The organism is Variovorax sp. 10L421 (assembly GCF_056395365.1).
In genome coordinates, this window is record NZ_JBFTJJ010000008.1 from 174841 (window position 1) to 196856 (window position 22016).

The 22016-nt window shown below is 68.0% G+C and carries 18 protein-coding genes; 14 read left to right on the forward strand and 4 right to left on the reverse strand.

From position 1 onward, the window contains the following. Positions 1-25 precede the first annotated feature (25 nt). Genes dusB through purH form a run of 3 tightly spaced genes read left to right on the forward strand, consistent with a single transcriptional unit; the run spans position 26 to position 2992 of the window. On the forward strand, positions 26-1090 hold the full coding sequence (dusB, locus tag AC1DFC_RS13670) for a tRNA dihydrouridine synthase DusB (RefSeq protein WP_056595435.1): 1065 nt from the start codon (positions 26-28) through the stop codon (positions 1088-1090). Positions 1091-1107: 17 nt separating this feature from the next. Further along, positions 1108-1344: a Fis family transcriptional regulator gene (locus tag AC1DFC_RS13675; protein WP_007838304.1), complete on the forward strand. Its 237-nt coding sequence runs from the start codon at positions 1108-1110 to the stop codon at positions 1342-1344. A 16-nt stretch (positions 1345-1360) separates the two neighbouring features. Beyond that, complete coding sequence (gene purH / locus AC1DFC_RS13680) at positions 1361-2992, forward strand: bifunctional phosphoribosylaminoimidazolecarboxamide formyltransferase/IMP cyclohydrolase (protein ID WP_478179404.1); 1632 nt, start codon at positions 1361-1363, stop codon at positions 2990-2992. 207 nt (positions 2993-3199) lie between these two features. On the opposite strand, the gene AC1DFC_RS13685 is transcribed toward purH, so the two are convergent. From AC1DFC_RS13685 to thiD, 3 genes are all read right to left on the reverse strand, one after another. Further along, entirely contained in the window at positions 3200-3673 is a 474-nt protein-coding gene (locus tag AC1DFC_RS13685; protein ID WP_007838392.1) for a hypothetical protein, read from the reverse strand. A gap of 169 nt (positions 3674-3842) precedes the next feature. Beyond that, on the reverse strand, positions 3843-5129 hold the full coding sequence (gene hemL, locus AC1DFC_RS13690) for a glutamate-1-semialdehyde 2,1-aminomutase (RefSeq protein ID WP_007838394.1): 1287 nt from the start codon (positions 5127-5129) through the stop codon (positions 3843-3845). A 127-nt stretch (positions 5130-5256) separates the two neighbouring features. Beyond that, entirely contained in the window at positions 5257-6219 is a 963-nt protein-coding gene (gene thiD, locus AC1DFC_RS13695) for a bifunctional hydroxymethylpyrimidine kinase/phosphomethylpyrimidine kinase (protein ID WP_007838396.1), read from the reverse strand. A 111-nt stretch (positions 6220-6330) separates the two neighbouring features. On the opposite strand from thiD, the gene AC1DFC_RS13700 reads away from it, so the two are divergent. The 6 genes from AC1DFC_RS13700 (at position 6331) to AC1DFC_RS13725 (ending at position 16408) form a co-directional block, all read left to right on the forward strand. Further along, complete coding sequence (locus AC1DFC_RS13700) at positions 6331-6501, forward strand: rubredoxin (protein WP_007838397.1); 171 nt, start codon at positions 6331-6333, stop codon at positions 6499-6501. A gap of 84 nt (positions 6502-6585) precedes the next feature. Continuing rightward, complete coding sequence (locus AC1DFC_RS13705; protein ID WP_007838399.1) at positions 6586-6984, forward strand: response regulator; 399 nt, start codon at positions 6586-6588, stop codon at positions 6982-6984. Then, positions 6984-7349 carry a response regulator gene (locus tag AC1DFC_RS13710; RefSeq protein WP_007838401.1) on the forward strand — a complete coding sequence of 122 codons (366 nt, stop codon included), beginning with the start codon at positions 6984-6986 and terminating at the stop codon, positions 7347-7349. Before AC1DFC_RS13705 ends, AC1DFC_RS13710 begins: the two co-directional genes overlap by 1 nt. Before the next feature lie 19 nt (positions 7350-7368). Further along, entirely contained in the window at positions 7369-7902 is a 534-nt protein-coding gene (locus tag AC1DFC_RS13715) for a chemotaxis protein CheW (RefSeq protein WP_007838404.1), read from the forward strand. A gap of 42 nt (positions 7903-7944) precedes the next feature. After that, positions 7945-10260: a methyl-accepting chemotaxis protein gene (locus tag AC1DFC_RS13720; RefSeq protein WP_007838406.1), complete on the forward strand. Its 2316-nt coding sequence runs from the start codon at positions 7945-7947 to the stop codon at positions 10258-10260. 31 nt (positions 10261-10291) lie between these two features. Then, complete coding sequence (locus tag AC1DFC_RS13725; RefSeq protein ID WP_478179405.1) at positions 10292-16408, forward strand: hybrid sensor histidine kinase/response regulator; 6117 nt, start codon at positions 10292-10294, stop codon at positions 16406-16408. A gap of 57 nt (positions 16409-16465) precedes the next feature. On the opposite strand, the gene AC1DFC_RS13730 is transcribed toward AC1DFC_RS13725, so the two are convergent. Beyond that, the gene (locus AC1DFC_RS13730) at positions 16466-17968 is read right to left on the reverse strand and encodes a cryptochrome/photolyase family protein (protein ID WP_478179406.1); all 1503 of its coding nucleotides are present in this window, start codon (positions 17966-17968) and stop codon (positions 16466-16468) included. On the opposite strand from AC1DFC_RS13730, the gene AC1DFC_RS13735 reads away from it, so the two are divergent. From AC1DFC_RS13735 to AC1DFC_RS13755, 5 genes are all read left to right on the forward strand, one after another. Then, positions 17969-18568, forward strand: coding sequence for a YqgE/AlgH family protein (locus tag AC1DFC_RS13735; RefSeq protein WP_007838420.1), 600 nt, complete (start codon positions 17969-17971; stop codon positions 18566-18568). It begins immediately after the preceding gene. A 118-nt stretch (positions 18569-18686) separates the two neighbouring features. Then, the gene (ruvX, locus tag AC1DFC_RS13740) at positions 18687-19118 is read left to right on the forward strand and encodes a Holliday junction resolvase RuvX (RefSeq protein WP_478179407.1); all 432 of its coding nucleotides are present in this window, start codon (positions 18687-18689) and stop codon (positions 19116-19118) included. Then, complete coding sequence (gene pyrR / locus AC1DFC_RS13745; RefSeq protein WP_478179408.1) at positions 19115-19612, forward strand: bifunctional pyr operon transcriptional regulator/uracil phosphoribosyltransferase PyrR; 498 nt, start codon at positions 19115-19117, stop codon at positions 19610-19612. Before ruvX ends, pyrR begins: the two co-directional genes overlap by 4 nt. Continuing rightward, complete coding sequence (locus AC1DFC_RS13750; protein ID WP_056516281.1) at positions 19612-20574, forward strand: aspartate carbamoyltransferase catalytic subunit; 963 nt, start codon at positions 19612-19614, stop codon at positions 20572-20574. Before pyrR ends, AC1DFC_RS13750 begins: the two co-directional genes overlap by 1 nt. Positions 20575-20713: 139 nt before the next feature. Next, positions 20714-21997: a dihydroorotase gene (locus AC1DFC_RS13755; RefSeq protein ID WP_478179409.1), complete on the forward strand. Its 1284-nt coding sequence runs from the start codon at positions 20714-20716 to the stop codon at positions 21995-21997. The last annotated feature ends 19 nt before the right edge of the window (positions 21998-22016 follow it).

The window sequence follows — 22016 nt, forward strand, 5'->3', positions numbered from 1 at the left end:
CGAACGCGCACCGCTCCCCTTCCAAATGACCTTGCAGATCGGCACCCACACGCTGGAAAACCGCCTGTTCGTCGCGCCCATGGCCGGCGTGACGGACCGGCCCTTCCGCATGCTGTGCCGCCAACTCGGCGCTGGCTACGCGGTCAGCGAGATGGTCACGTCGCGCAAGGAACTCTGGGGCACGCTCAAGACATCGCGCCGTGCGAACCACGACGGCGAACCGGGCCCCATCGCGGTGCAGATCGCCGGCACCGACGCGGCCATGATGGCCGAGGCCACGGTCTACAACATCGAGCGCGGCGCGCAGATCATCGACATCAACATGGGCTGCCCGGCCAAGAAGGTCTGCAACAAGTGGGCCGGGTCGGCGCTGATGCGCGACGAACCGCTGGCGCTTGAAATCGTGCAGGCCGTGGTCGATGCCGCGCAGCCTTTCAACGTGCCGGTCACGCTCAAGATGCGCACCGGTTGGAGCGAAGAGCACCGCAACGCGGTGAAGCTCGCGCGCGATTTCGAATCGGCCGGCGTGCAGATGCTCACGGTGCACGGCCGCACGCGCGAGCAGGGCTACAAGGGCTTTGCCGAGTACGACACCATCGCGGCGGTAAAGGCCGCGGTGCGCGTGCCGGTGGTGGCCAACGGCGACATTCGTTCGCCGGAGAAGGCGCGCGACGTGCTTGCGGCCACCGGCGCCGACGCGGTGATGATCGGCCGCGCCGCGCAGGGCCGGCCGTGGATCTTCCGCGAGATCGCGCATTTCCTGGAGACCGGTACGCACCGCGCGCCGCCGCTGGTGGCCGAAGTGCGCCGCTTGCTGCTCGACCACCTGGTGGAGCACTATGCGCTGTACGGCGACTACAGCGGTGTGCGCACGGCGCGAAAGCACATCGGCTGGTATGTGCGCACGCTGCCCGACGGCGAAGCGTTCCGCGCACGCATGAACACCATCGAGGACTGTGCCGAGCAGCTGCGCGCGGTCGGCGGCTATTTCGACGGGCTGGCGGACCGCATGGACCGCATGCCCGTGCAGCACCTGGCGGACGAAGAGGCGTCGTCGGGTGAAGAGGAGGCGGCTTGCGCCGTCGATTGAGAAAAAGAGAAGAAGCAATGAGCAAGAAACATATCGAGGACTGCGTACGCACCAGTCTGGACAGCTACTTTCGCGACCTGCGCGGCACCGAGCCCGACGGCATGTACGAAATGCTCGTGCGCGTGGTCGAGAAACCCCTGCTCGACGTCGTCATGACGCGCGCGGAAGGCAACCAATCCAAAGCCGCGCAATGGCTGGGCCTGAATCGCAACACGCTTCGCAAGAAGCTGGTCGAACACAAACTTTTGAAATAACTCCACGGCATATCCCATGGCCCAGACCGCACTCATCTCCGTTTCCGACAAAACCGGCATCCTCGAATTCGCCCAGGCGCTGCATGCGCTGGGCATCAAGCTGCTGTCCACCGGCGGCACCGCCAAGCTGCTGGCCGATGCCGGCCTGCCCGTCACCGAAGTCGCCGACCACACCGGCTTCCCCGAAATGCTCGACGGCCGCGTGAAGACGCTGCACCCGAAGATCCACGGCGGCCTGCTCGCGCGCCGCGACCTGCCCGCGCACGTGGCGGCCATCAAGGAACACGGCATCGACACCATCGACCTGCTGGTGGTCAACCTGTACCCGTTCGAAGCCACGGTGGCCAAGCCCGGCTGCACGCTCGAAGACGCGATCGAGAACATCGACATCGGCGGCCCGGCCATGGTGCGCAGCGCGGCAAAGAACTGGAAGGACGTGGGCGTGCTGACCGACGCATCGCAATACGCCGTGGCACTCGCCGAGTTGAAGGCCGACGGCAAGCTCAGCGACAAGACCAAGTTCGCGTTTTCGGTGGCCGCGTTCAACCGCATCGCCGACTACGACGGCGCCATCAGCGACTACCTCTCGGCCATCGACTTCGACGCCAGCATCGGCCAGCCCGCGCCCAAGCGCTCGCTGTTCCCCGCGCAAAGCAACGGCCGCTTCGTGAAGGTGCAGGACCTGCGCTACGGCGAGAACCCGCACCAGCAGGCTGCGTTCTACCGCGACCTGTACCCGGCGCCCGGTTCGCTCGTGTCGGCCAAGCAGCTGCAGGGCAAGGAGCTCAGCTACAACAACATCGCCGACGCCGATGCGGCGTGGGAATGCGTGAAGAGCTTCGACGTGCCCGCCTGCGTGATCGTGAAGCACGCCAACCCGTGCGGCGTCGCCATCGGCAAGGACGCTGCCGAGGCTTACGGCAAGGCCTTCAAGACCGACCCGACCTCGGCCTTCGGCGGCATCATCGCCTTCAACCGCCCTGTGGACGGCGCGACCGCACAGGAAATCGCCAAGCAGTTCGTCGAAGTGCTGATGGCGCCGGGCTACACGCCGGAGGCGCTCGAAGTGTTCCAGGCCACCAAGGCCAAGCTCAACGTGCGCGTGCTCGAGATCGCGCTGCCCGCGACCGCAGGGTCGCCTGGCTCCCGTGGCGGCGCCACCGACTGGGACAACGGCCGCAACGCCATGGACGTGAAGCGCGTCGGCTCGGGCCTGCTGATCCAGACCGCCGACAACCACGAGCTGGCCGTCAGCGACCTCAAGGTGGTCAGCAAGAAGCAGCCCACGCCGCAGCAGCTGCAGGACCTGCTGTTCGCCTGGAAGGTCGCGAAGTACGTCAAGAGCAACGCGATCGTGTTCTGCGCCAACGGCATGACCATGGGCGTGGGCGCGGGCCAGATGAGCCGCCTCGATTCGGCGCGCATCGCCAGCATCAAGGCCGAGCACGCCGGCCTGTCGCTGAAGGACACGGCCGTGGCGAGTGACGCCTTCTTCCCGTTCCGCGACGGCCTCGACGTGGTGGTCGATGCGGGCGCGAGCTGCGTCATCCAGCCGGGCGGTTCGATGCGCGACCAGGAAGTGATCGACGCTGCCGACGAGCGCGGCGTGGTGATGGTGCTGTCGGGCGTACGGCATTTCCGCCACTGACGACGCTCCCTTCCAGAACACCGCGGAACCGGCTTTGCCGGGCCGCTGGTGTTGCCCCCGGTAGGGGGTTGGCGAAGCGACACGAAGTGCGCGCGGCCTGGGGGCGAGCCAAGGGCTACCGCGGAACCGGCTTTGCCGGGCCGCTGGTGTTGCCCCCGGTAGGGGGGTGGCGAAGCGACACGAAGTGCGCGCAGCCTGGGGGCGAGCTCATTCCCCGAACCGGTATTTCAGCTGCAAGGTGAGCGCGCCGTACAGCCGGTTCTTGATCGTCGGCACGTAGGCGATGTTCAAGCCCCAGTGCCTGCCTTCGATGGCGGCCACCGGAAGGATGGCCGGGAACCAGTTGCTGTTGCGGTAGTTGGGGTAGCCGTCGAAGCCGCCGACCACGGCGCCGAACTTCACGCCGTAGAACTCGAAGGGCAGCACGTACAGTCCGAGGTAGTTCGATTGCCTGCGGTCGCTGTTGTGGAAGGTGCCCGCCGTGATGCGGTACGTGTCGTTCAGCGGGTACTCGACGCCGAGGCCCTGGTTGACGTTCTCCAGCCCCTTGCTGCGGTCGAAGTGTGCCGAGTAGAAGCCGGGGTTGACCCAGATGTTCTTCGGCTCGAAGGCGTCCTGTGCGCACGCGAGTGCCGGAAGAAGAAGGGCCGCCAGCATCGGCAGCGTGCGCAAGGGGATCATGGGCCGGAACGTCTTCGGTGTCTGTACGTGCAGGGCCGCTTCGATGGCAGGCGCACTTTTCTTGGGATCCCTGGTGCCGCAACCCGTGAAGCCGCCTTCGCCAAGTGCCGGCGCAATATACCCGGCGCAATCACGAAATTCGTGACACCGCGCCGCGATTCGCGCGGCCTCAGCGCTTCCTGAAGATGTCCTGCGCGGCCTCGACGGTGGCGGCGATGTCGTCGTCGGTGTGGGCCGCGCTCACGAAGCCCGCTTCGTAGAGTGCCGGCGCGATGTACACGCCGCGGTCGAGCAGGCCGTGGAACAGCGCATTGAATTTGGCGTTGTCGGTGGTCATCACGGTGGCATAGTTTTGCGGCAGGTCCTTCATGAGGAAGAAGCCGAACATGCCGCCTTCGCTGTCGGCATTGAAGGGCTGGCCTTCGGCCGCGGCTGCGGCCTTCAGGCCGTCGACCAGCGAGCGTGTCTTCTTGCCGAGCGCTTCATAGAAGCCGGGCCTGGCGATCTCCTTCAGCGTTGCAAGGCCGCAGGCCGTGGCCACCGGATTGCCCGACAGCGTGCCTGCCTGGTAGACCGGGCCCAGCGGCGCGAGCTGCTCCATGATCGCGCGCGGACCGCCGAAGGCCGCGAGCGGCATGCCGCCGCCGATGACCTTGCCGAGCACCGTGAGGTCGGGCTTGATGCCGAGCACGCCCTGTGCGCCGTGCAGGCCCACGCGGAAGCCGGTCATCACTTCATCGAATATCAGCAGTGCGCCGTGCTGGGTGCACAGCTCGCGGCAGCGCCGGGCGAACTCGGGTGTCGCGCGCACGAAGTTCATGTTGCCTGCGATGGCCTCGATCATCAGGCAGGCGATGTCGTTGCCGTGCAGCGAGAAGGCTTCTTCCAGCTGCTGCAGGTTGTTGTACTCGAGCACGATGGTGTGCTGCACCACCTCGGGCGGCACGCCGGCGGAGGTCGGGTTGCCGAAGGTGGCGAGGCCGGAGCCGGCCTTCACCAGCAGTGCATCGGCATGGCCGTGGTAGCAGCCTTCGAACTTGACGATGCTCTTGCGGCCGGTGGCGCCGCGCGCGAGGCGCAGCGCGCTCATGGCGGCCTCGGTGCCCGAGCTCACGAGCCGCACCATTTCCATCGACGGCACCAGCGCGAGGATGGCTTCGGCCAGCTCGATCTCGCGCTCGGTCGGCGCGCCGTACGAGAAGCCTTCGAGCACGGCCTTCTGCACCGCCTCGACCACGGCGGGGTGGCCGTGGCCCAGGATCATCGGACCCCAGGAGCCGATGTAGTCGATGTAGCGCTTGTCGTTGGCGTCCCAGAAATAGGCGCCATGCGCGCGCTGGATGAAGCGGGGCGTGCCGCCCACGGCCTTGAAGGCGCGCACGGGCGAGTTCACGCCTCCGGGGATCACGGCGCGGGCGCGCTCGAAGAGGGTGTTGTTGCGGTCAGTGTTGGGCATCGGAGGCAAGTGGGTGGTTATTCAGTGGAGGGCCGCCGCGCACGGCCGCCCGAAGCGGCCGGCACGCCCCCGGTAGGGGGTAGGCGAACCGACACGAAGTGCGGGCTGCCTGGGGGCGAGCAACATGTCAGTGCCGGGTGTCGTGGGGTGGGAGGGCGAAGTCCGGTTCGGCGCCCGGGTCTTCATCGTCATCGTCGTCCTCGGGCTCGGCCCAGAACAGGCGGTCGGGCAGCACATGGCCCATGCCGGGGCGGAAGCCCGCGTCGAGGCATCGGTCCATGTAGGCCAGCGCTTCGCTGGTTGCGGCCACGAGGTCGGTGCCGCTGGCGAGCAGGGCGGCCAGCGCGGCCGACAGGGTGTCGCCGGCGCCGGCGAAGACGGCCTCGAGCCGCTCGTATTTTTCGCTGGCGAGCACCGACTGCGGGGAGGCCAGCACGTTGTCGATGAACTGCTCGGGCAGCATCAGGCCGGTCACGAGCGTATAGGGCACGCCGAACTCGCCGGCGGCCTTGGCAATGTCGCGCGCAGTGGGCGGACGCTCCCCGTTCCAGTCCGGAAGCAGCCAGCGCCACAGCGTACTGTGGTTTCCTACCAACACTGTGGTTTGCGGCAAAACAAGTTCCCGAAAAGCGTCCAGATAAGGCTCGATCAGGTTCTCGTCCCACCACGAAAGGTTGGGCATGTAGGCCACCACGGGCACCTCGGGATAGTCGGCGGCGGTCTCGGCGATGGTGCTCAGGGCCTCGGTGGTGCCGGCAAAGCCCACCTTGATCAGCTGGACTTCCACGTCCTCCAGGATGGCGCGCGCCTGCTCGGCGATGGCCTCTTCATCGAAGGGAAAGTGGTCGAAAATCTCGGCCGTGTCCCTGGCGTAGGCCCCTGTGACAACGGGCAGGATGTGTGCGCCCACCGACGCCATGGCGAGGGCGTCGGCGCCCAGTCCGCCCGCCCCGCTGGGATCGCTGGCATTGAACACCAGCACGCAGGGGGGATTCAGGTCGTGTTCGGCGACCGATTCGTCGTCCTGCGAGGGGTCGTTAAGATCGCCCGGTTTGCGGGTGTTGTCTGCGGAATGTAAGTAGATGGTCATAAGCCGGGCGGAATCCCCTGGATGGTGGCATAGGCGCGACGTTTACCGTCCGTCAGTGAGATACGCATAGATACACTCGTTGCATTTAATGAACAAGGACTTTAAGCTCCGATGAATACGAAAACTTGGATGTGCCTGATTTGTGGGTGGATCTATGACGAAGCAGTGGGTGTACCGGAAGACGGCATCGCGGCAGGCACGGCCTGGGCCGATGTGCCGATGAACTGGACCTGTCCTGAGTGCGGTGCGCGCAAGGAAGACTTCGAAATGGTTGAAATCTGAAAGCATGGCATAGATAGAGCTACGCGGTCTGCGTCGGTGTTCGGCGCGGCGGGCTTCCAAGTCTCATGAGCAGGAGCATTTGCAATGGGCCCGAATGGATCAGGTTACAAGGTGCTTGTCATCGACGACAGCAACACCATCCGGCGCAGTGCCGAGATTTTTTTGAAGCAGGGTGGGCATGAGGTTCTTCTCGCGGAGGACGGCTTCGACGCGCTCTCGAAGGTCAATGACCACAAGCCGCATCTGATTTTCTGCGACATCCTGATGCCGCGGCTCGACGGCTACCAGACCTGCGCCATCATCAAGCGCAACGCCAATTTCTCCAACGTTCCGGTCGTCATGCTGTCCTCGAAAGACGGTGTATTCGACAAGGCCCGCGGCCGCATGGTCGGTTCGCAAGACTACCTGACCAAGCCTTTCACCAAAGACCAGCTGCTGCAGGCCGTGCAGCAGTTTGGCATCGTTCAACAGGAAGCGCAGTAATGCCCATTCGAAAAATCCTCGTCGTCGACGACTCCAAGACGGAACTGATGTTCCTGACCGACCTCCTCCAGAAGAACGGCTTTGCCGTGAAGACGGCCGAAAACGCCGACGACGCCATGCGCCGCCTGGAGGAAGAGCAGCCCGACCTGATCCTCATGGACGTCGTGATGCCCGGCCAGAACGGCTTCCAGCTCACGCGCGCCATCGCCCGCGACCCGAAGTACGCAGCCATCCCGATCATCCTGTGCACCAGCAAGAACCAGGAAACCGATCGCGTCTGGGGCATGCGCCAGGGCGCACGCGACTACATCGTGAAGCCGGTCAACGCGACCGACCTGATGTCCAAGATCAGCGCGTTGGCCTGAGCGGAAGTCTGCTGAGCCCATGGCGAATCGCGACGCTCTGAGAGCCTTCCAGTCCCGGCTGGCGAGCCGCCTGCAGGCGGCTCGCACGACGGGCGTGGCCGCCACGTGGCTGGCGGTCGAGGCGGGCGAGGGCAAATACCTCTTCCCGCTGGGACACGCCGGCGAAATCTTTCCCTGGACGCCGCCACAGCCTGTGCCCTACACGCAGGCGTGGTTCCTCGGCGTTGCCAACCTGCGCGGCGGCCTCTATGGCGTCGTGCAGCTGTCGGCATTCGCCACCGGCGTTCCGGGCGCGCTGGCCGCCACCGAGGCGGCCCGCATCCAGTCGCGGCTCGTTGCTTTCAACGAGCTGCTCGAAGTCAACTGCGCTTTGCTGGTCGATCGACTGGCGGGGTTGCGGGGTGCGGAGGCCTTCACGGCCTCCGAACCTCCTGGCGCAGAAGCACCTGCCTGGCATGGGCATCTGTTTACCGACGCGGCGGGAGAGCGCTGGCAGGAAGTCAACCTGCAGGCGCTTTCCCAGCAACCCCAGTTTTTGAGCATTGGTGCGTAGTGCCCCCGCACGCCGTACCGGAAACTATCTGAAGGACCGACCGTGAGCTCGATCGCCGACAAGTTCAAGAAATTACTGCCCGTGACCAACGGGAACGACAAGGCCCGCGTCGATGGCTCCGGTTCCACGTTGTCTATCGACGACGTAGACACCGTCCAGGTCCCGGACGAGAAAACCGTGCGTATCGCCAAGAAGGGGGCCGCGCCCGCGGACACCGGCTTCAGCGACCTCGACCTGCCGGGCGGCGGCGGCGACGCCGCCAACGAGCCGGGCGCTGCGGTTGCCGAAGCGGTGCCCGACACCATCGACGGCCGCGCGGGCTCCAATCCGGCGCGGCAGCAGCGTATCCTGGCCATCATGCTGGCGGTCGCGGTGCTGTTGCTGTTGCTGGTGGCCGGTTCCGCCATTCTTCGCGCGGACCGCCTGGCGCAGCAGGTGGCTGCCACCGGCCAGTCGCTGATGCAGTCGCAGCGCCTTGCCAAGTCGATCTCGCAGGCCCTCGTCGGCAGCGCCTCGGCGTTCGTCGAAGTGAAGGACAGCGCCGACGACCTCTCGCGCCGCGTCGCGGGTCTGACCAACGGCGACGACTCGTTGCACCTGGAGCGAGTGGGCAACCAGTACGACGAGGAGATGAACAAGATCAATCCCCTCGTCACCCGTGCCGATGCCAGCGCCAAGGCCGTGCTGGCCCAGCGCCAGATCCTGACGCAGGTGGGAGCCGCCTTGCGCGACATCAACCAGCAGTCGTCCACGCTGCTCGAAATGACGGAAACCGTCGCGTCGCTGAAGATGCAGCAGAACGCCACGCTGCCCGAGATCTCGGCCGCCGGCCAGCTGGTGATGCTGACGCAGCGCATCGGCAAGTCGACCAACGAGTTCTTCACGGTCGAGGGTGTGAACCCCGACGCCGTGTTCCTGCTCGGCAAGGACCTGAACACCTTCCAGGAAACCACCCGCGGCCTGCTCGACGGCAATGCACAGCAGCGCTTCCCCGGCTCGAAAGACCCGCAGACGCGCCAGCAGCTCGAAGCCATCCTGAAGACCTACGAGCAGATGCGCACGCAGGCTTCCGCGATTCTGGGCAACCTGCAGGGCCTGGTGGCGGCACGCGAAGCGCAGGCTTCGATCCTGACCGACAGCGAGCCGCTGCGTAAATCGCTCGGCGACCTGCAGGACAAGCTCTCCGCACGCACCGGCCTCGGCGCCGGAACGATCGTGCTGCTGTTCGTGCTGTCGCTGGCCGCCCTGGCCCTCGCCGGTGCCATCGGTTTCGTGCAGGTGCGCGAAGGCCGCGAACGCGCCGCCAACGCCGAGCGCGAACGCCTGGCCGCCGAGCAGTCCTCCGAAGAGGTGGGCCGCATCAACAACGCCAACCAGGCCGCCATTCTTCGCCTGATGAACGAACTGCAGACAGTGGCCGAAGGCGACCTGACGCAGGAAGCCACCGTGACCGAGGACATCACCGGCGCCATCGCCGACTCGGTGAACTACACGGTGGAAGAACTGCGCTTGCTGGTGGGCAACGTGCAGAACACGGCGACCCGCGTGGCGCAGACGACGTCGCAGGTGGAAAGCACCTCGACCGAACTGCTGGCCGCCTCGACCGAACAGCTGCGCGAAATTCGCGAAACCGGCCAGTCGGTGCTGACCATGGCCGAGCGAATCAACGGCGTGTCCACGCAGGCGCAAGAGTCCGCCACGGTGGCGCGCCAGTCGCTGCAAGCCGCATCCTCGGGCCTGCAGGCCGTGCAGAATGCCATCGGCGGTATGAATTCCATCCGCGACCAGATCCAGGAAACCTCCAAGCGGATCAAGCGCCTGGGCGAGTCGTCGCAGGAGATTGGCGAAATCACCGAGCTGATCTCGGACATTACCGAACAGACGAACGTGCTGGCGCTGAACGCTGCCATCCAGGCCGCATCCGCCGGTGAAGCCGGCCGAGGCTTCTCGGTGGTGGCGGAAGAAGTTCAGCGACTGGCCGAACGCTCCGCAGACGCCACGCGCCAGATCTCGGCGCTGGTGAAGGCGATTCAGACCGACACGCAGGATGCGGTGGGCGCCATGGAGCGTTCCACGCAGGGTGTGGTCGAAGGGGCCAAGCTGTCCGACAACGCGGGTACCGCGCTGTCCGAGATCGACCGCGTGTCGCGCCGTCTTGCCGACCTCATTGAGCAGATTTCGCAATCCGCCTCCCGCGAAGCCGATTCGGCCAACGTGGTGGCCGCGAACATCCAGCACATTTTTGCCGTGACGGAACAGACCGGCGAAGGCACGCGCACCACCGCCCAGCAGGTGCGCGAGCTGTCGCAGATGGCCGAAGAACTGCGCCGTTCGGTGGCCCGTTTCAAGATTGCCTGACCCCGATAGATAAGAACGGCGAGCACCCAACGTGTCGATTCAAACCCCTGCCACGGCCCCCCCCGCCGGCAACATGCCGGCCACCGAAGACCTCGGGCCGCTGGCCTGGGTGCTGGGAGAAATCCAGAAATCCCTTGACGGTGTAGGCAAGTCGCTGCGGCGCTTCGTGCGCGACGTGGACGCTGCTGCGGCCGAGCCCGAGAGCGGCCCGCTGCAGATGGCCCGCCAGCAACTGCACCAGGCCGTTGGCGCCCTTCAGATGGTGGGGCATTCCTCGCCCGCTCTGGTGCTTGGCGCCATCGAGTTCGCGGTACAGGGCTTCATTGCCGAACCGCAGCGCTGCACCGACGCCGCAGTGCTCAAGATCGAGCGTGCCGGCTTCGCCGTCGTCGACTTCCTGAACGCCTTGCTGGCTGGCAAGCCCGTGTCGTCGGTGGCGCTGTTTCCCCAGTACCGCGACGTGCTGGAACTGGTCGGCAACGAGCGCGTGCACCCCGCCGACCTGTGGAGCACCGCGTGGCGCTGGGTCGAGATCAAGCCTGCCCTCACGCAGGCCGCCGTGGCCTACGACCCGGCCGTGCGCTCGCGGCTCGACCGCGAAGTGCTGCAGCTGGTCAAGACCGGCGACGTGCACGCCGCGCGCCGGCTGCATGCGCTGTGCCTGGGGCTCGGACGCGGCGCGCTGCTGCCCCGCGTCGCCAGCTTCTGGACCCTGGCCGCCGGCTTCTTCGAAGCCCTTGCCACCGGCCTGATCGCGCCCGACGCCTACGTCAAGCGCGCCGCCTCGCGCGTGCTGCTGCAATACGCCACCCTCGCGCGCGGCGACAGCCTGGTGTCCGACCGCCTCGGCCAGGACCTGCTGTTCTTCTGCGCTCAGGCCGTGCCCACCGGCAGCGACGACGCCGCCACGCTGCGCACCGTGCGCAACGCCTGGGGCATCGCCAGCGAGCCGCGCGTCGACTACACCGTCGAGCAGTTCGGCCGCTTCGATCCGCTGGTGCTGCAACAAGCCCGCAAGCGCATCGAGACCGCAAAGGAAATGTGGTCGGCGCTCTCGGGCGGCGACATCACCCGCACGCGCCAGGTGGCCGACACCTTCGCGCAGCTCGGCGAATCGCTGCAGAAGCTGCATCCGCCGAGCCTGCCGATGGTGCTGGCCCTGACCCACGCGGTCGAAGCCTCCGTGCGCACAGGCCAGGCGCCCGGTACCGAACTCGCGATGGAAGTCGCCACCTCGGTGCTGTACCTGGAAGCCGCGCTCGAAGACCTCGACCCGAGCGATCCGCAGCTCACGGCCCGCACGCTGCAGCTGGCGGGGCGCATCGAACGCGTGCGCGCGGGCGGCCATTCCGAGCCGCTCGAGCCGTGGATGGAAGACCTCTACCGCCGCGTGAGCGACCGCCAGACCATGGGCACCGTGGTCGACGAGCTGCGCAGCCACCTGAGCGAGCTCGAGAAATCGCTCGACCAGTATTTCCGCCGCCCGGCCGAAAAAGGCCTGCTGCGCACCGTCCCGACGCAGCTCCTGCAGATGCGCGGCGTGTTCTCCGTGCTCGGCCTCGACCAGGCCGCGCTCACCGTGCAGCGCATGCGCGACGACGTCGAGGCGATGCTCGTCAGCACCTCGCCGGCCGAGGAAATGGCCGGCTTCGACGCGCTGGGCAACAACCTCGGCGCGCTCGGCTTCCTGATCGACATGCTGGGCTACCAGCCCGCGCTGGCCAAGCGCCTGTTCGTGTTCGACGCCGATGCTGGCGAACTCAAGCCGCTGATGGGCCGCCAGGCCACCGACAGCACGGCCGACGCTGCCGCCCCGAGCCAGGCTCCGGCCGCCGTAGCCGTGCTCAGCATCGAGGAAGTCGACGCCCAGATCGCCTCGAAGCTCGCCGCACTGGCCACGCCCAACCGCAAGGCCAAGGTCTCGCCGATCGAGGAATTCAGCAACAAGGCCGACAGCTGGACGAACAAGATCACCGGCCCGAGCGCGCTGCCCGACACCGAAGTCACCGAGCTCGAAGAAGACGACCTGCAGAACATCTTCCTCGACGAAGCCCGCGAAGTGGTGGAGAACGGCCTGGCCGCCATCGCAGAACTCGCCGGCTACCCGGACGACACCGAAGAACTCACGATCCTGCGGCGCGCCTTCCACACGCTCAAGGGCAGCTCGCGCATGGTCGGCCTCACCGACTTCGGCGATGCCGCCTGGTCGCTCGAACAGGTGCTCAACACCTGGCTGGCCGACCAGCGCCCCGCCACGCCGGAACTGCTGTCGGGCACCGAGCGCACGCTGAAGGAATTCGGCCAATGGGTCGAAGCCATCGCTTCGGGTTCTGCGCACGGCTGGCAGTCCACGCAGTTCAGCCGCGTGGCCAACGCGCTGCTGGCTGGCGAGCCCGTGCCCCCGCCGGTGCGCATGGCCGACGCCGAGGCCCTGGCGGTCGCCGCGCGCCACATCGCAGCCGAAGAGCCTGTGACCGCGCCCGCCCCCCTTCTCGAGGTTCCGGCGCCGGTGGCGGCGGAGCTGCCGCCGCTGCAGCTGCCGGATCTGCCCGATCTGTCGCTGGCCCCGGAAGTACCTGCGCCCGCACCCGCTGCGGCGCCCGAAGCGCCGCTCGAAACCGTGGCGTGGCAGGAGCCCACTGCGCCCGCCGCGCCCGAGACCGACGACGATTTCGCGTCGACCGATTTCATCGACTTCGAGTCGAAGCAGACCACCGAGCCCGCGGCGCTGACAGCCCTGCCGAGCGGCGAGGAGTTCGATTTCCTCTTGCCCGCGAAGACGCCCGTGGCCACCGAGCCGAAGCTGGCGGAAGCCGAGCCCGTGATCGAAGTCGTCGAAGCGGTCGAAGCCACCGTGCCGACCACCGCCGGCCTGCCCGATCTCGATTGGGAACCCGCGCCGCTGCCCRTGCAGGCCGCCGCCGAGCCGGAAGTCATCGAAGCCGCGGCGCTGCCGCCGCATGAGGAAGAACCGGTCGCCGAGCCCGAGCTGCAATCGGTCGCCGAACCGGAACCGGAACCCGAACCCGAACTGCCCGCCCCGGCGGTTGCCGAGGTGATCGCGCCCATTTTCGAGGCGCCGGTGGCGCCTGCCGAAGCCCAGATCCTGGTCGCCGACGAAGCGCCCGAGCCCGTTGCCGCGGCAGCCACGCCTGTCGTGTCTGCCGAACCGCAGGAAGAAGCCGCGGAAGACATCGCAGCCGCGGCTGCGAGCGCCGAAGACCAGGTCAAGGTCATCGGCCCGCTGCGCATCGGCATCCAGCTCTACAACGTCTACCTCAACGAGGCCGATGAATGGTCGCGCCAGCTCGCCACCGACGTCGGCGAATGGGCGCTCGAATCGCACGAACGCCTGCCCGACTCGACCGTTGCGCTGGCCCACTCGCTGGCCGGCAGCTCGGCCACGGTCGGCTTCCACAGCCTGTCGGGCATGGCCCGCCTGCTCGAAGCCGCGCTGCAGCACCTGCAGATGCTGGGCAGCGGCACGCGGGAGCAGGGCATGGTGCTGGTGGCCGCGGCCGACGAACTGCGCCGCCTGCTGCACCAGTTCGCCGTCGGCTTCCTGCGCGACCCGGCCGAAGGCACGCTGCAGGCGCTGCGCGACATCGCCAATTCGCCGATGCCGACCGAACTCGCCATGCGTGCCGAGGCCCGGCCGCTGCATCAGGTGGTGGTTGCCGAATCCGTCGCCGACGTGGCGCTGGACGATTCCGAAGACGCCATCGACCTGGCCGACGCGGTCGACGTCGACCTGTTCCCGATCTTCGAGGAAGAGGCGGCCGAACTGCTGCCGCAGCTCGGCGAGGCGCTGCGCCAGTGGGCGCATCACCCAGACGATGGTGCCCCGCGCGCCTCGGTGCTGCGCACGCTGCACACGCTCAAGGGCAGCGCACGGCTGGCCGGCGCCATGCGCCTGGGCGAGCGCGCGCACCGCATGGAGTCCGAGATCGAAATCCTGGGCTCCCAGGGAGCGGCACGCGCCGACATCGAAAAGCTGCTGGCGCGCCTCGACACCCTGCAGGCCACCTTCGACGCATTGCGCGCGGCCGACGACGCCACGCAGGTCGAGCTGGCCCAGATCGTGGCCGCGGCCACTGCGACCGCGCCTGCCGCCCCGCCGCCGCAGGTTGCGGCCGAAGCCGGCGTGCCCGCGAACGACGAAATCGCCGCTCCCGTGGCGAGCCTCGAAGACCAGCCTGGCGTCCCCGCGACGCTGCAGCCGCGCCCCGCGCCCGCGCTGCTCACGCCGCTGCGCGCCGCAACGGGCCAGGCCGTGCGCATCCGCACCCAGCTGCTCGACCGCCTGGTCGCGCAGACCGGCGAGGTCATCATCACGCGTTCGCGCCTGGAGGCCGAGCTGGGCCAGCTGCGCGGCTCGCTGTCCGACCTGACGGGCAACCTGGACCGCCTGCGCCAGCAACTGCGCGACATCGAGGTGCAGGCCGAAAGCCAGATGCAGTCCCGACTGGCGCAGGCCAAGGACTCGCAGCAGAGCTTCGACCCGCTCGAGTTCGACCGCTTCACCCGCGTGCAGGAACTCACGCGCATGATGGCCGAGTCGGTGAACGACGTGGCCACCGTGCAGCGCACGCTGCAGAAGACGGTGCAGGCCACGGAAGACGATCTCAGCGTGCAGGCGCGCCAGACGCGCGAACTGCAGCGCGGCCTGCTGCGCACGCGAATGGTGGAGTTCGAGGGCATCTCCGACCGCCTCTACCGCGTGGTGCGCCAGGCCTCGAAGGACACCGGCAAGCAGGTGCGCCTGGACATCGTCGGCGGCTCCATCGAAATGGACCGCGGCGTGCTTGACCGCATGACGCCCGCCTTCGAGCACCTGCTGCGCAACTGCGTGGCGCACGGCATCGAGAGTGCGGCGGTGCGCGAGAAGGCCGGCAAGGACGCCAGCGGCCTGATCGTCATCGACCTGCACCACGAAGGCAACGACGTCTCGGTGAGCTTCCGCGACGACGGCGCCGGCCTCGACAACAAGCGCATCGCAGAGCGCGCCCGCGCCCTCGGCCTGCTCGAACACGACAAGGAGCTGTCGGCCGAGGAAGCCACCGAGCTGATCTTCAAGCCTGGCTTCTCGACGGCGGGGCAGGTCTCCGAACTGGCCGGCCGCGGCATCGGCATGGACGTGGTGCGCGCGCAGATCGCGGCGCTCGGCGGCCGCATCGAAACGCACAGCAACCCCGGCCAGGGCACCACCTTCAAGCTGGTGCTGCCGCTGACCACCGCCGTGACGCACGTGGTGATGCTGCGCGCAGGCGAAGTGTCGATCGGCGTGCCGTCGAACCTGGTGGAGCTGGTGCAGCGCGTGGGCGGCACCGACCTCGAGGCGGCCTACCTGCACAACAGCCATCCGTTCGGCAGCGAGCAGGTGCCGTTCTACTGGGCCGGTGCGCTGCTGCAGGCCTCGACCCGCAGCGAACACGCGGTGGCCAGGAACAACACGATCGTGGTCGTGCGAAGCGCGGCACAGCGCGTGGCCCTGCACGTGGACGAAGTGCTGGGCAACCAGGAAGTCGTGGTCAAGAACCTCGGCCCGCAGCTCGCGCGGCTGCCCGGCTTGGCCGGCATCTCGGTGCTGGCGTCGGGGGCGGTGGCGCTGATCTACAACCCGGTGGCGCTGGCCTCGGTGCATGGCGAACAGGCGCGCGAGCGCCAGGCCGCCGCGCTGGCAGCGCCGGCGCACGGCGCCGCGGCCGAACACGGCGCGCCGCAGCAGCCGCTGCCGACGCTGGCTCCGGTGGCACCGCAGGTCCCGCTGGTGCTGGTGGTGGACGACTCCATCACCGTGCGCCGCGTCACGCAGCGCCTGCTGCAGCGCGAAGGCTATCGCGTGTCGCTCGCGGCCGATGGCCTGCAGGCGCTCGAACGGCTGCAGCAGGAGCGCCCGGCGGTGGTGCTGTCGGACATCGAGATGCCGCGCATGGACGGCTTCGACCTGGCCCGCAACATCCGCGCCGACGATTCGATGGCCGGCCTGCCGATCATCATGATCACTTCGCGCATCGCCGAGAAGCACCGCGAATACGCGCGCACGCTGGGCGTGAACCACTACCTCGGCAAGCCGTACTCGGAAGAGGAACTGCTGCGCCTGGTGCGTGCGTACACGAGCGAATCGACGCTGGCTGCTGCCGCTTGATGCTGGCCGGGGCGCTCCCGGCGGCGACCAGAGAACAGGGGCCTTCGGGCCCCTTTCTCATGGCTTCTGCAGCACCTTGGCCCGCGCCGCCGCGTAGCGCTGCAGCGTCTTCTCGCGCGCCTCGGCGTGGTCCACCACCGGCTTCGGGTACGTCTCGCCGAGCGTAATGCCCGCCGCCTCCAGCTCCACCGGCGAGGCCAGCCAAGGCGCATGGATCGCCGCGTTCGACAGCCCCGCGAGCTGCGGCAGGTAGCGGCGGATGAACTTGCCCTCGGGGTCGAAGCGCTCGCTTTGTGTCACCGGGTTGAAGATGCGGAAGTAGGGCTGCGCGTCGCAGCCGCTCGAACTGGCCCACTGCCAGCCGCCGTTGTTCGAGGCCAGCTCGAAGTCGTTCAGGTGCAGCGCGAAGTAGGCCTCGCCGCGCCGCCAGTCCAGCCCCAGGTCCTTGCACAGGAAGCTCGCCGCCACCATGCGCAGGCGGTTGTGCATGTAGCCGCTCTGGTTGATCTGCAGCATGGCGGCGTCCACCAGCGGATAGCCGGTGCGGCCTTCGCACCAGGCGTCGAACAGCTGGTCGGCGTGCTTGCCGTGGTGCCACTGGATCCGGTCGTACTCGGGCCGGAAGCTCTTCGACTCGCCGCCCGCGTGCACGTGCGGAAAGTGCGCCAGGATCTGGAAGTAGAACTCGCGCCAGATCAGCTCGCTCAGCCAGACCGCCGCCCCGGCATTGCCCTGCAGCGAGAGTTGGTGCGCCAGGCTCGCAAGCTGCCGGATCGACACCGTGCCGAAGCGCAGGTGCACGCCCATGTAACTGGGCCCGCGCACCGCCGGGAAGTCGCGCGCCTCGGCGTAGCGGTCGATGCGCTCGAAGAAGTCCTCGAACAGCAGGCCCGCGCCGCGCGTGCCGGTGGGAATCTCCAGCGCCGAGAGGTTGCTTTTCTCGAAGCCGATCTCCCGCAGCGCGGGCACCGGCTCTCCGTAGGCCTGGGGCGAGGGCGCCAGCGCGTCGGCGTGGCTGCGCACCGGGTACGGCTTCAGGAAGAACGAATCGACCTTCGCCAGCCAGGCCCGCTTGTAGGGCGTGAACACGGTGTAGGGCTGGCCGGTCTGGGTCAGGATCTCGTCGCGGTCGAAGACGGTCGAGTCCTTGTAGGTGTGGAAGGCCACGCCCGCGTTGGCCAGCGCCCCGAACACCCGGGCGTCGCGCTCCAGCGCGTCGGGCTCGTCGTCGCGGTTGGCGAACACCGCCTGCACGCCGAGCTCGCGCGCCAGCGCCGGAATCTCCTGCACCGCCGCGGCATGCCGCACGACCAGCCCGCCGCCCAGTGCGCGCAGCTCGGCTTCGAGCTCCACCAGCGATTCGCGGATGAATTCCACCCGGCGGTCGACCGAGGGCAGGGCGTCGAGGATGGCCTTGTCGAACACGAAGGCGCAGACCACCTGGCGGCAGGCCCGCAGCGCGCGATACAGGGCCGCGTTGTCGTCCACCCGGAGGTCCCGGCGGAACCACATGAGCCCTTTGGGATAGGTCTTGTCGACGGCCAGTAAAATCGGGGGCATATGGCCGCCGATTCTGCCCCGATGAACCTCACGCATCACTTTCTGATAGCGATGCCCGGGATGGAAGACAAAACTTTCAACCGCAGCGTCGTGTACCTCTGCGAACACAGCGAGCGCGGAGCGCTCGGCCTCGTGATCAACAAACCCAGCGACATCAACCTCAAGGTGCTGTTCGAGAAAATCGAGCTCCACCTGGCCCGCCCCGAACTGGGCGAGGCCCCCGTCTTCCAGGGCGGCCCGGTGCAGACCGAGCGCGGCTTCGTGCTGCACGAGCCGGTCTTCACGCAGGCCGAGAAGCCCGAGGAATCGGTCTACGCCTCGACCATGACCATTCCCGGCGGGCTCGAGATGACCACCTCCAAGGATGTGCTGGAGGCCCTGGCCACCGGCGCCGGCCCGCGCAAGGTGCTGGTCTCGCTGGGCTATTCGGCCTGGGGCGAGGGCCAGCTGGAGTCGGAACTGGCCGAAAACAGCTGGCTCACCGTGGGCGCCGACCCGGCCGTGATCTTCGACACGCCCGTGGAGCAGCGCTACGACAAGGCCTTGCTGCTGCTCGGTCTGGAGGCCTGGAAGCTTTCCCCGGACGCGGGTCACGCATGATGAACCTGGCTCGCCCCCAGGCTGCGCGCACTTCGTGTCGCTTCGCCAACCCCCTACCGGGGGCGGGCCGGCCGCTTCGGGCGGCCGTGCGCGGCGGCCCCCTGTGAGCGGACCGGCGATGTCTGACAGCGCTCGGCCCCCAGCACCTGCCGTTGTCCCCGCCAATTTCCAGAGCTTCCTGGGGTTCGACTTCGGCGCCAAGCGCACCGGCGTGGCCAGCGGCAACCGGCTGCTGCGCACCGCCAGCCCGCAGGCCACCATCAAGGCCGAGGGTGCCGATGCCCGCTTCGCGCAGGTCGAGGCGCGCATCAAGGAATGGCAGCCCGACGCGCTGGTGGTCGGCGTGCCCTACCACCCCGATGGCGCCCCGCACGAGAACACCCGCCGCGCGCAGAAGTTCGCGCGCCAGCTGCGCGGGCGTTTCAATCTGCAGGTGTTCGAGGTCGACGAGCGTTACAGCACCACCGAGGCGCTGGCCTCGGGCGCACGCGATGCCGATGCGGCTTCCGCCTGCATCATCCTGGAGCAATTCTTGAGGAGTCTCCCGTGAGTTCAATCCCCGACGCCGAAGCGCTCTACACGAAGCTGCTCGCCGGCGTGAAGCCGCTGATGCGCCCCGAAACGAAGCTGGTGGGCGTCACTTCCGGCGGCGCCTGGCTGGTCGAGCGGCTGCAGAAGGACCTGGGCCTGAGCGGCGCGCCCGGCATCATCTCGTCGGCCATGCACCGCGACGACTTCGCGCGCCGCGGGCTCTCGGCCAGCGCGCAGACCTCGCTGCCCTTCGACGCGAATGGCGCCGACGTGCTGCTGCTCGACGACGTGCTCTACACCGGCCGCACCATCCGCGCCGTGCTCAACGAGCTGTTCGACTTCGGCCGTCCAGCCAGCGTGCGGCTCGCCGTACTGGTCGACCGCGGCGGGCGCGAGCTGCCGGTGGCTGCCGACTTCGCCGCCACCACGCTCGCCTTGCCGAACACGCAACTGCTTGCCCTCGCCCGCGCCGAAGATGGCGCCTTCAGCCTCAAGGTGGAGGAAAACCGCTGATGCTCTACAAGCGAAACCCCCAGCTCAACAAGAACGGCGAGCTGATCCACCTGCTGTCGATCGAGGGCCTGCCCAAGGACATCGTCACGCACATCCTCGACACGGCCGCCAACTTCACCAGCGTGAGCGACCGCGAGGTGAAGAAGGTGCCGCTGCTGCGCGGCAAGAGCGTGTTCAACCTCTTCTTCGAGAACAGCACCCGCACCCGCACCACCTTCGAGATCGCGGCCAAGCGCCTCTCCGCGGACGTCATCAACCTCGACATCGCGCGCTCTTCGGCCACCAAGGGCGAGTCGCTGCTCGACACGATCGCCAACCTCAGCGCCATGGCCGCCGACCTGTTCGTGGTGCGCCACAGCGAGTCGGGTGCGCCGTACCTGATCGCTCAGCACGTCGCGCCGCACGTACACGTGGTGAATGCCGGCGACGGCCGCCATGCGCACCCGACGCAGGGGCTGCTCGACATGTACACGATCCGCCACTACAAGAAGGACTTTGCGAACCTCACGGTCGCGATCGTCGGCGACGTGCTGCACTCGCGCGTGGCGCGCTCCGACATCCACGCGCTCACCACGCTCGGCTGCGCCGAAGTGCGCGTGGTCGGTCCCAAGACATTGGTGCCCGGCGACATGGCCGGCATGGGCGTGCGCGTGTGCCACACGCTCGAGGAGGGCATCAAGGACTGCGACGTCGTCATCATGCTGCGCCTGCAGAACGAGCGCATGAGCGGCGCGCTGCTGCCGTCGTCGCAGGAGTTCTTCAAGACCTTCGGCCTCACGCCCGAGAAGCTGCAGCTGGCCAAGCCCGACGCCATCGTGATGCACCCCGGCCCCATCAACCGCGGCGTGGAAATCGACTCCGCCGTGGTCGACGGCAAGCAAAGCGTGATCCTGCCGCAGGTCACCTTCGGCATTGCCGTCCGGATGGCCGTCATGAGCATCGTCGCAGGCAACGAAGCATAAAGATGTTGCTCGCCCCCCGTCTTCGCGCACTTCGTGTCGCTTCGCCAACCCCCTGCCGGGGGCAACACCGGTGGCCCGGCGGAGCCGGTTCCACGGTGTTTCCCGAAAAGGCCCCGACTGCCACCGGAAGAACAGACGCATGAACATTCTTATTTCCAACGGGCGCGTGATCGATCCCGCCTCCGGCGTCGACAAGAAGGCCGACGTCGTCATCAGTGATGGCCGCATTGCCGGCATCGGCAACATCCCCGCGGGCTTCAAGGCCGCGCGCACCCTCGATGCCACGGGCTGCATCGTCGCCCCCGGCCTCGTCGATCTCGCCGCGCGCCTGCGCGAGCCCGGCTACGAACACGAAGGCATGCTCGAAAGCGAAATGGCCGCGGCCATCGCCGGCGGCGTCACCAGCCTCGTGTGTCCGCCCGACACCGACCCGGTGCTCGACGAGCCCGGCCTTGTCGAGATGCTCAAGTTCCGCGCCGAGAAGCTGCAGCGCGCACGCCTGTTCCCGCTCGGTGCGCTCACGCGCGGCCTGGCCGGCGGCGTGCTGACCGAGATGGCCGAACTCACCGAAGCCGGCTGCATCGGCTTCAGCCAGGCCGACGTGCCGCTGGCCGACACGCAGGTGCTGCAGCGCGCGCTGTCTTACGCCAGCACCTTCGGCTACACCGTGTGGCTGCGTCCGCAGGACCGCGATCTCGGCAAGGGCGTCGCGGCCAGCGGCCCGCTCGCCACGCGGCTCGGCCTCGCGGGCGTGCCCGTGTCGGCCGAGACGATCGCCATCTTCACCATCGTCGAGCTCATGAAGGCCACCGGCGCGCGCGTGCACCTGTGCCGCATCTCCAGCGCGCGCGGCGTGGCACTGGTGCGCGAGGCCAAGGCGCAGGGCCTGCCGCTGACCTGCGACGTCAGCATCAACTCGCTGCACCTGGCCGACACCGACATCGGCTACTTCGACAGCCGCGCCCGCCTGAACCCGCCGCTGCGCCAGCAGGGCGACCGCGACGCGCTCTCGGCCGCGCTGGCCGACGGCACCATCGACGCGCTGGTGTCCGACCACACGCCAGTCGAGGCCGACGCCAAGACGCTGCCCTTCGCCGAGAGCGAACCGGGCGCGACGGGCCTCGAACTGCTGCTGCCGCTCGCGCTGCAGTGGGGCGAGCGCAGCGGCGCAGGCATGGCGCGCGCCATCGAGGTCATCACCTCGGCGCCGGCGCACCTGCTGGCGTCCGCCGACGCGGGCACCGGCATCGGCCGCCTCGTCGAAGGCGGCGTGGCCGACCTGTGCGTGTTCGACCCGGCGCTCGAATGGCAGGTGCAGCCCGATGCGCTCAAGAGCCAGGGCAAGCACACGCCGTTCGCCAGCTACCCCATGCAGGGCCGCGTGCGCCACACACTGGTGGCAGGCCGCGTCGTCCACGGCTAGAAATGAAGCTCGCCCCCAG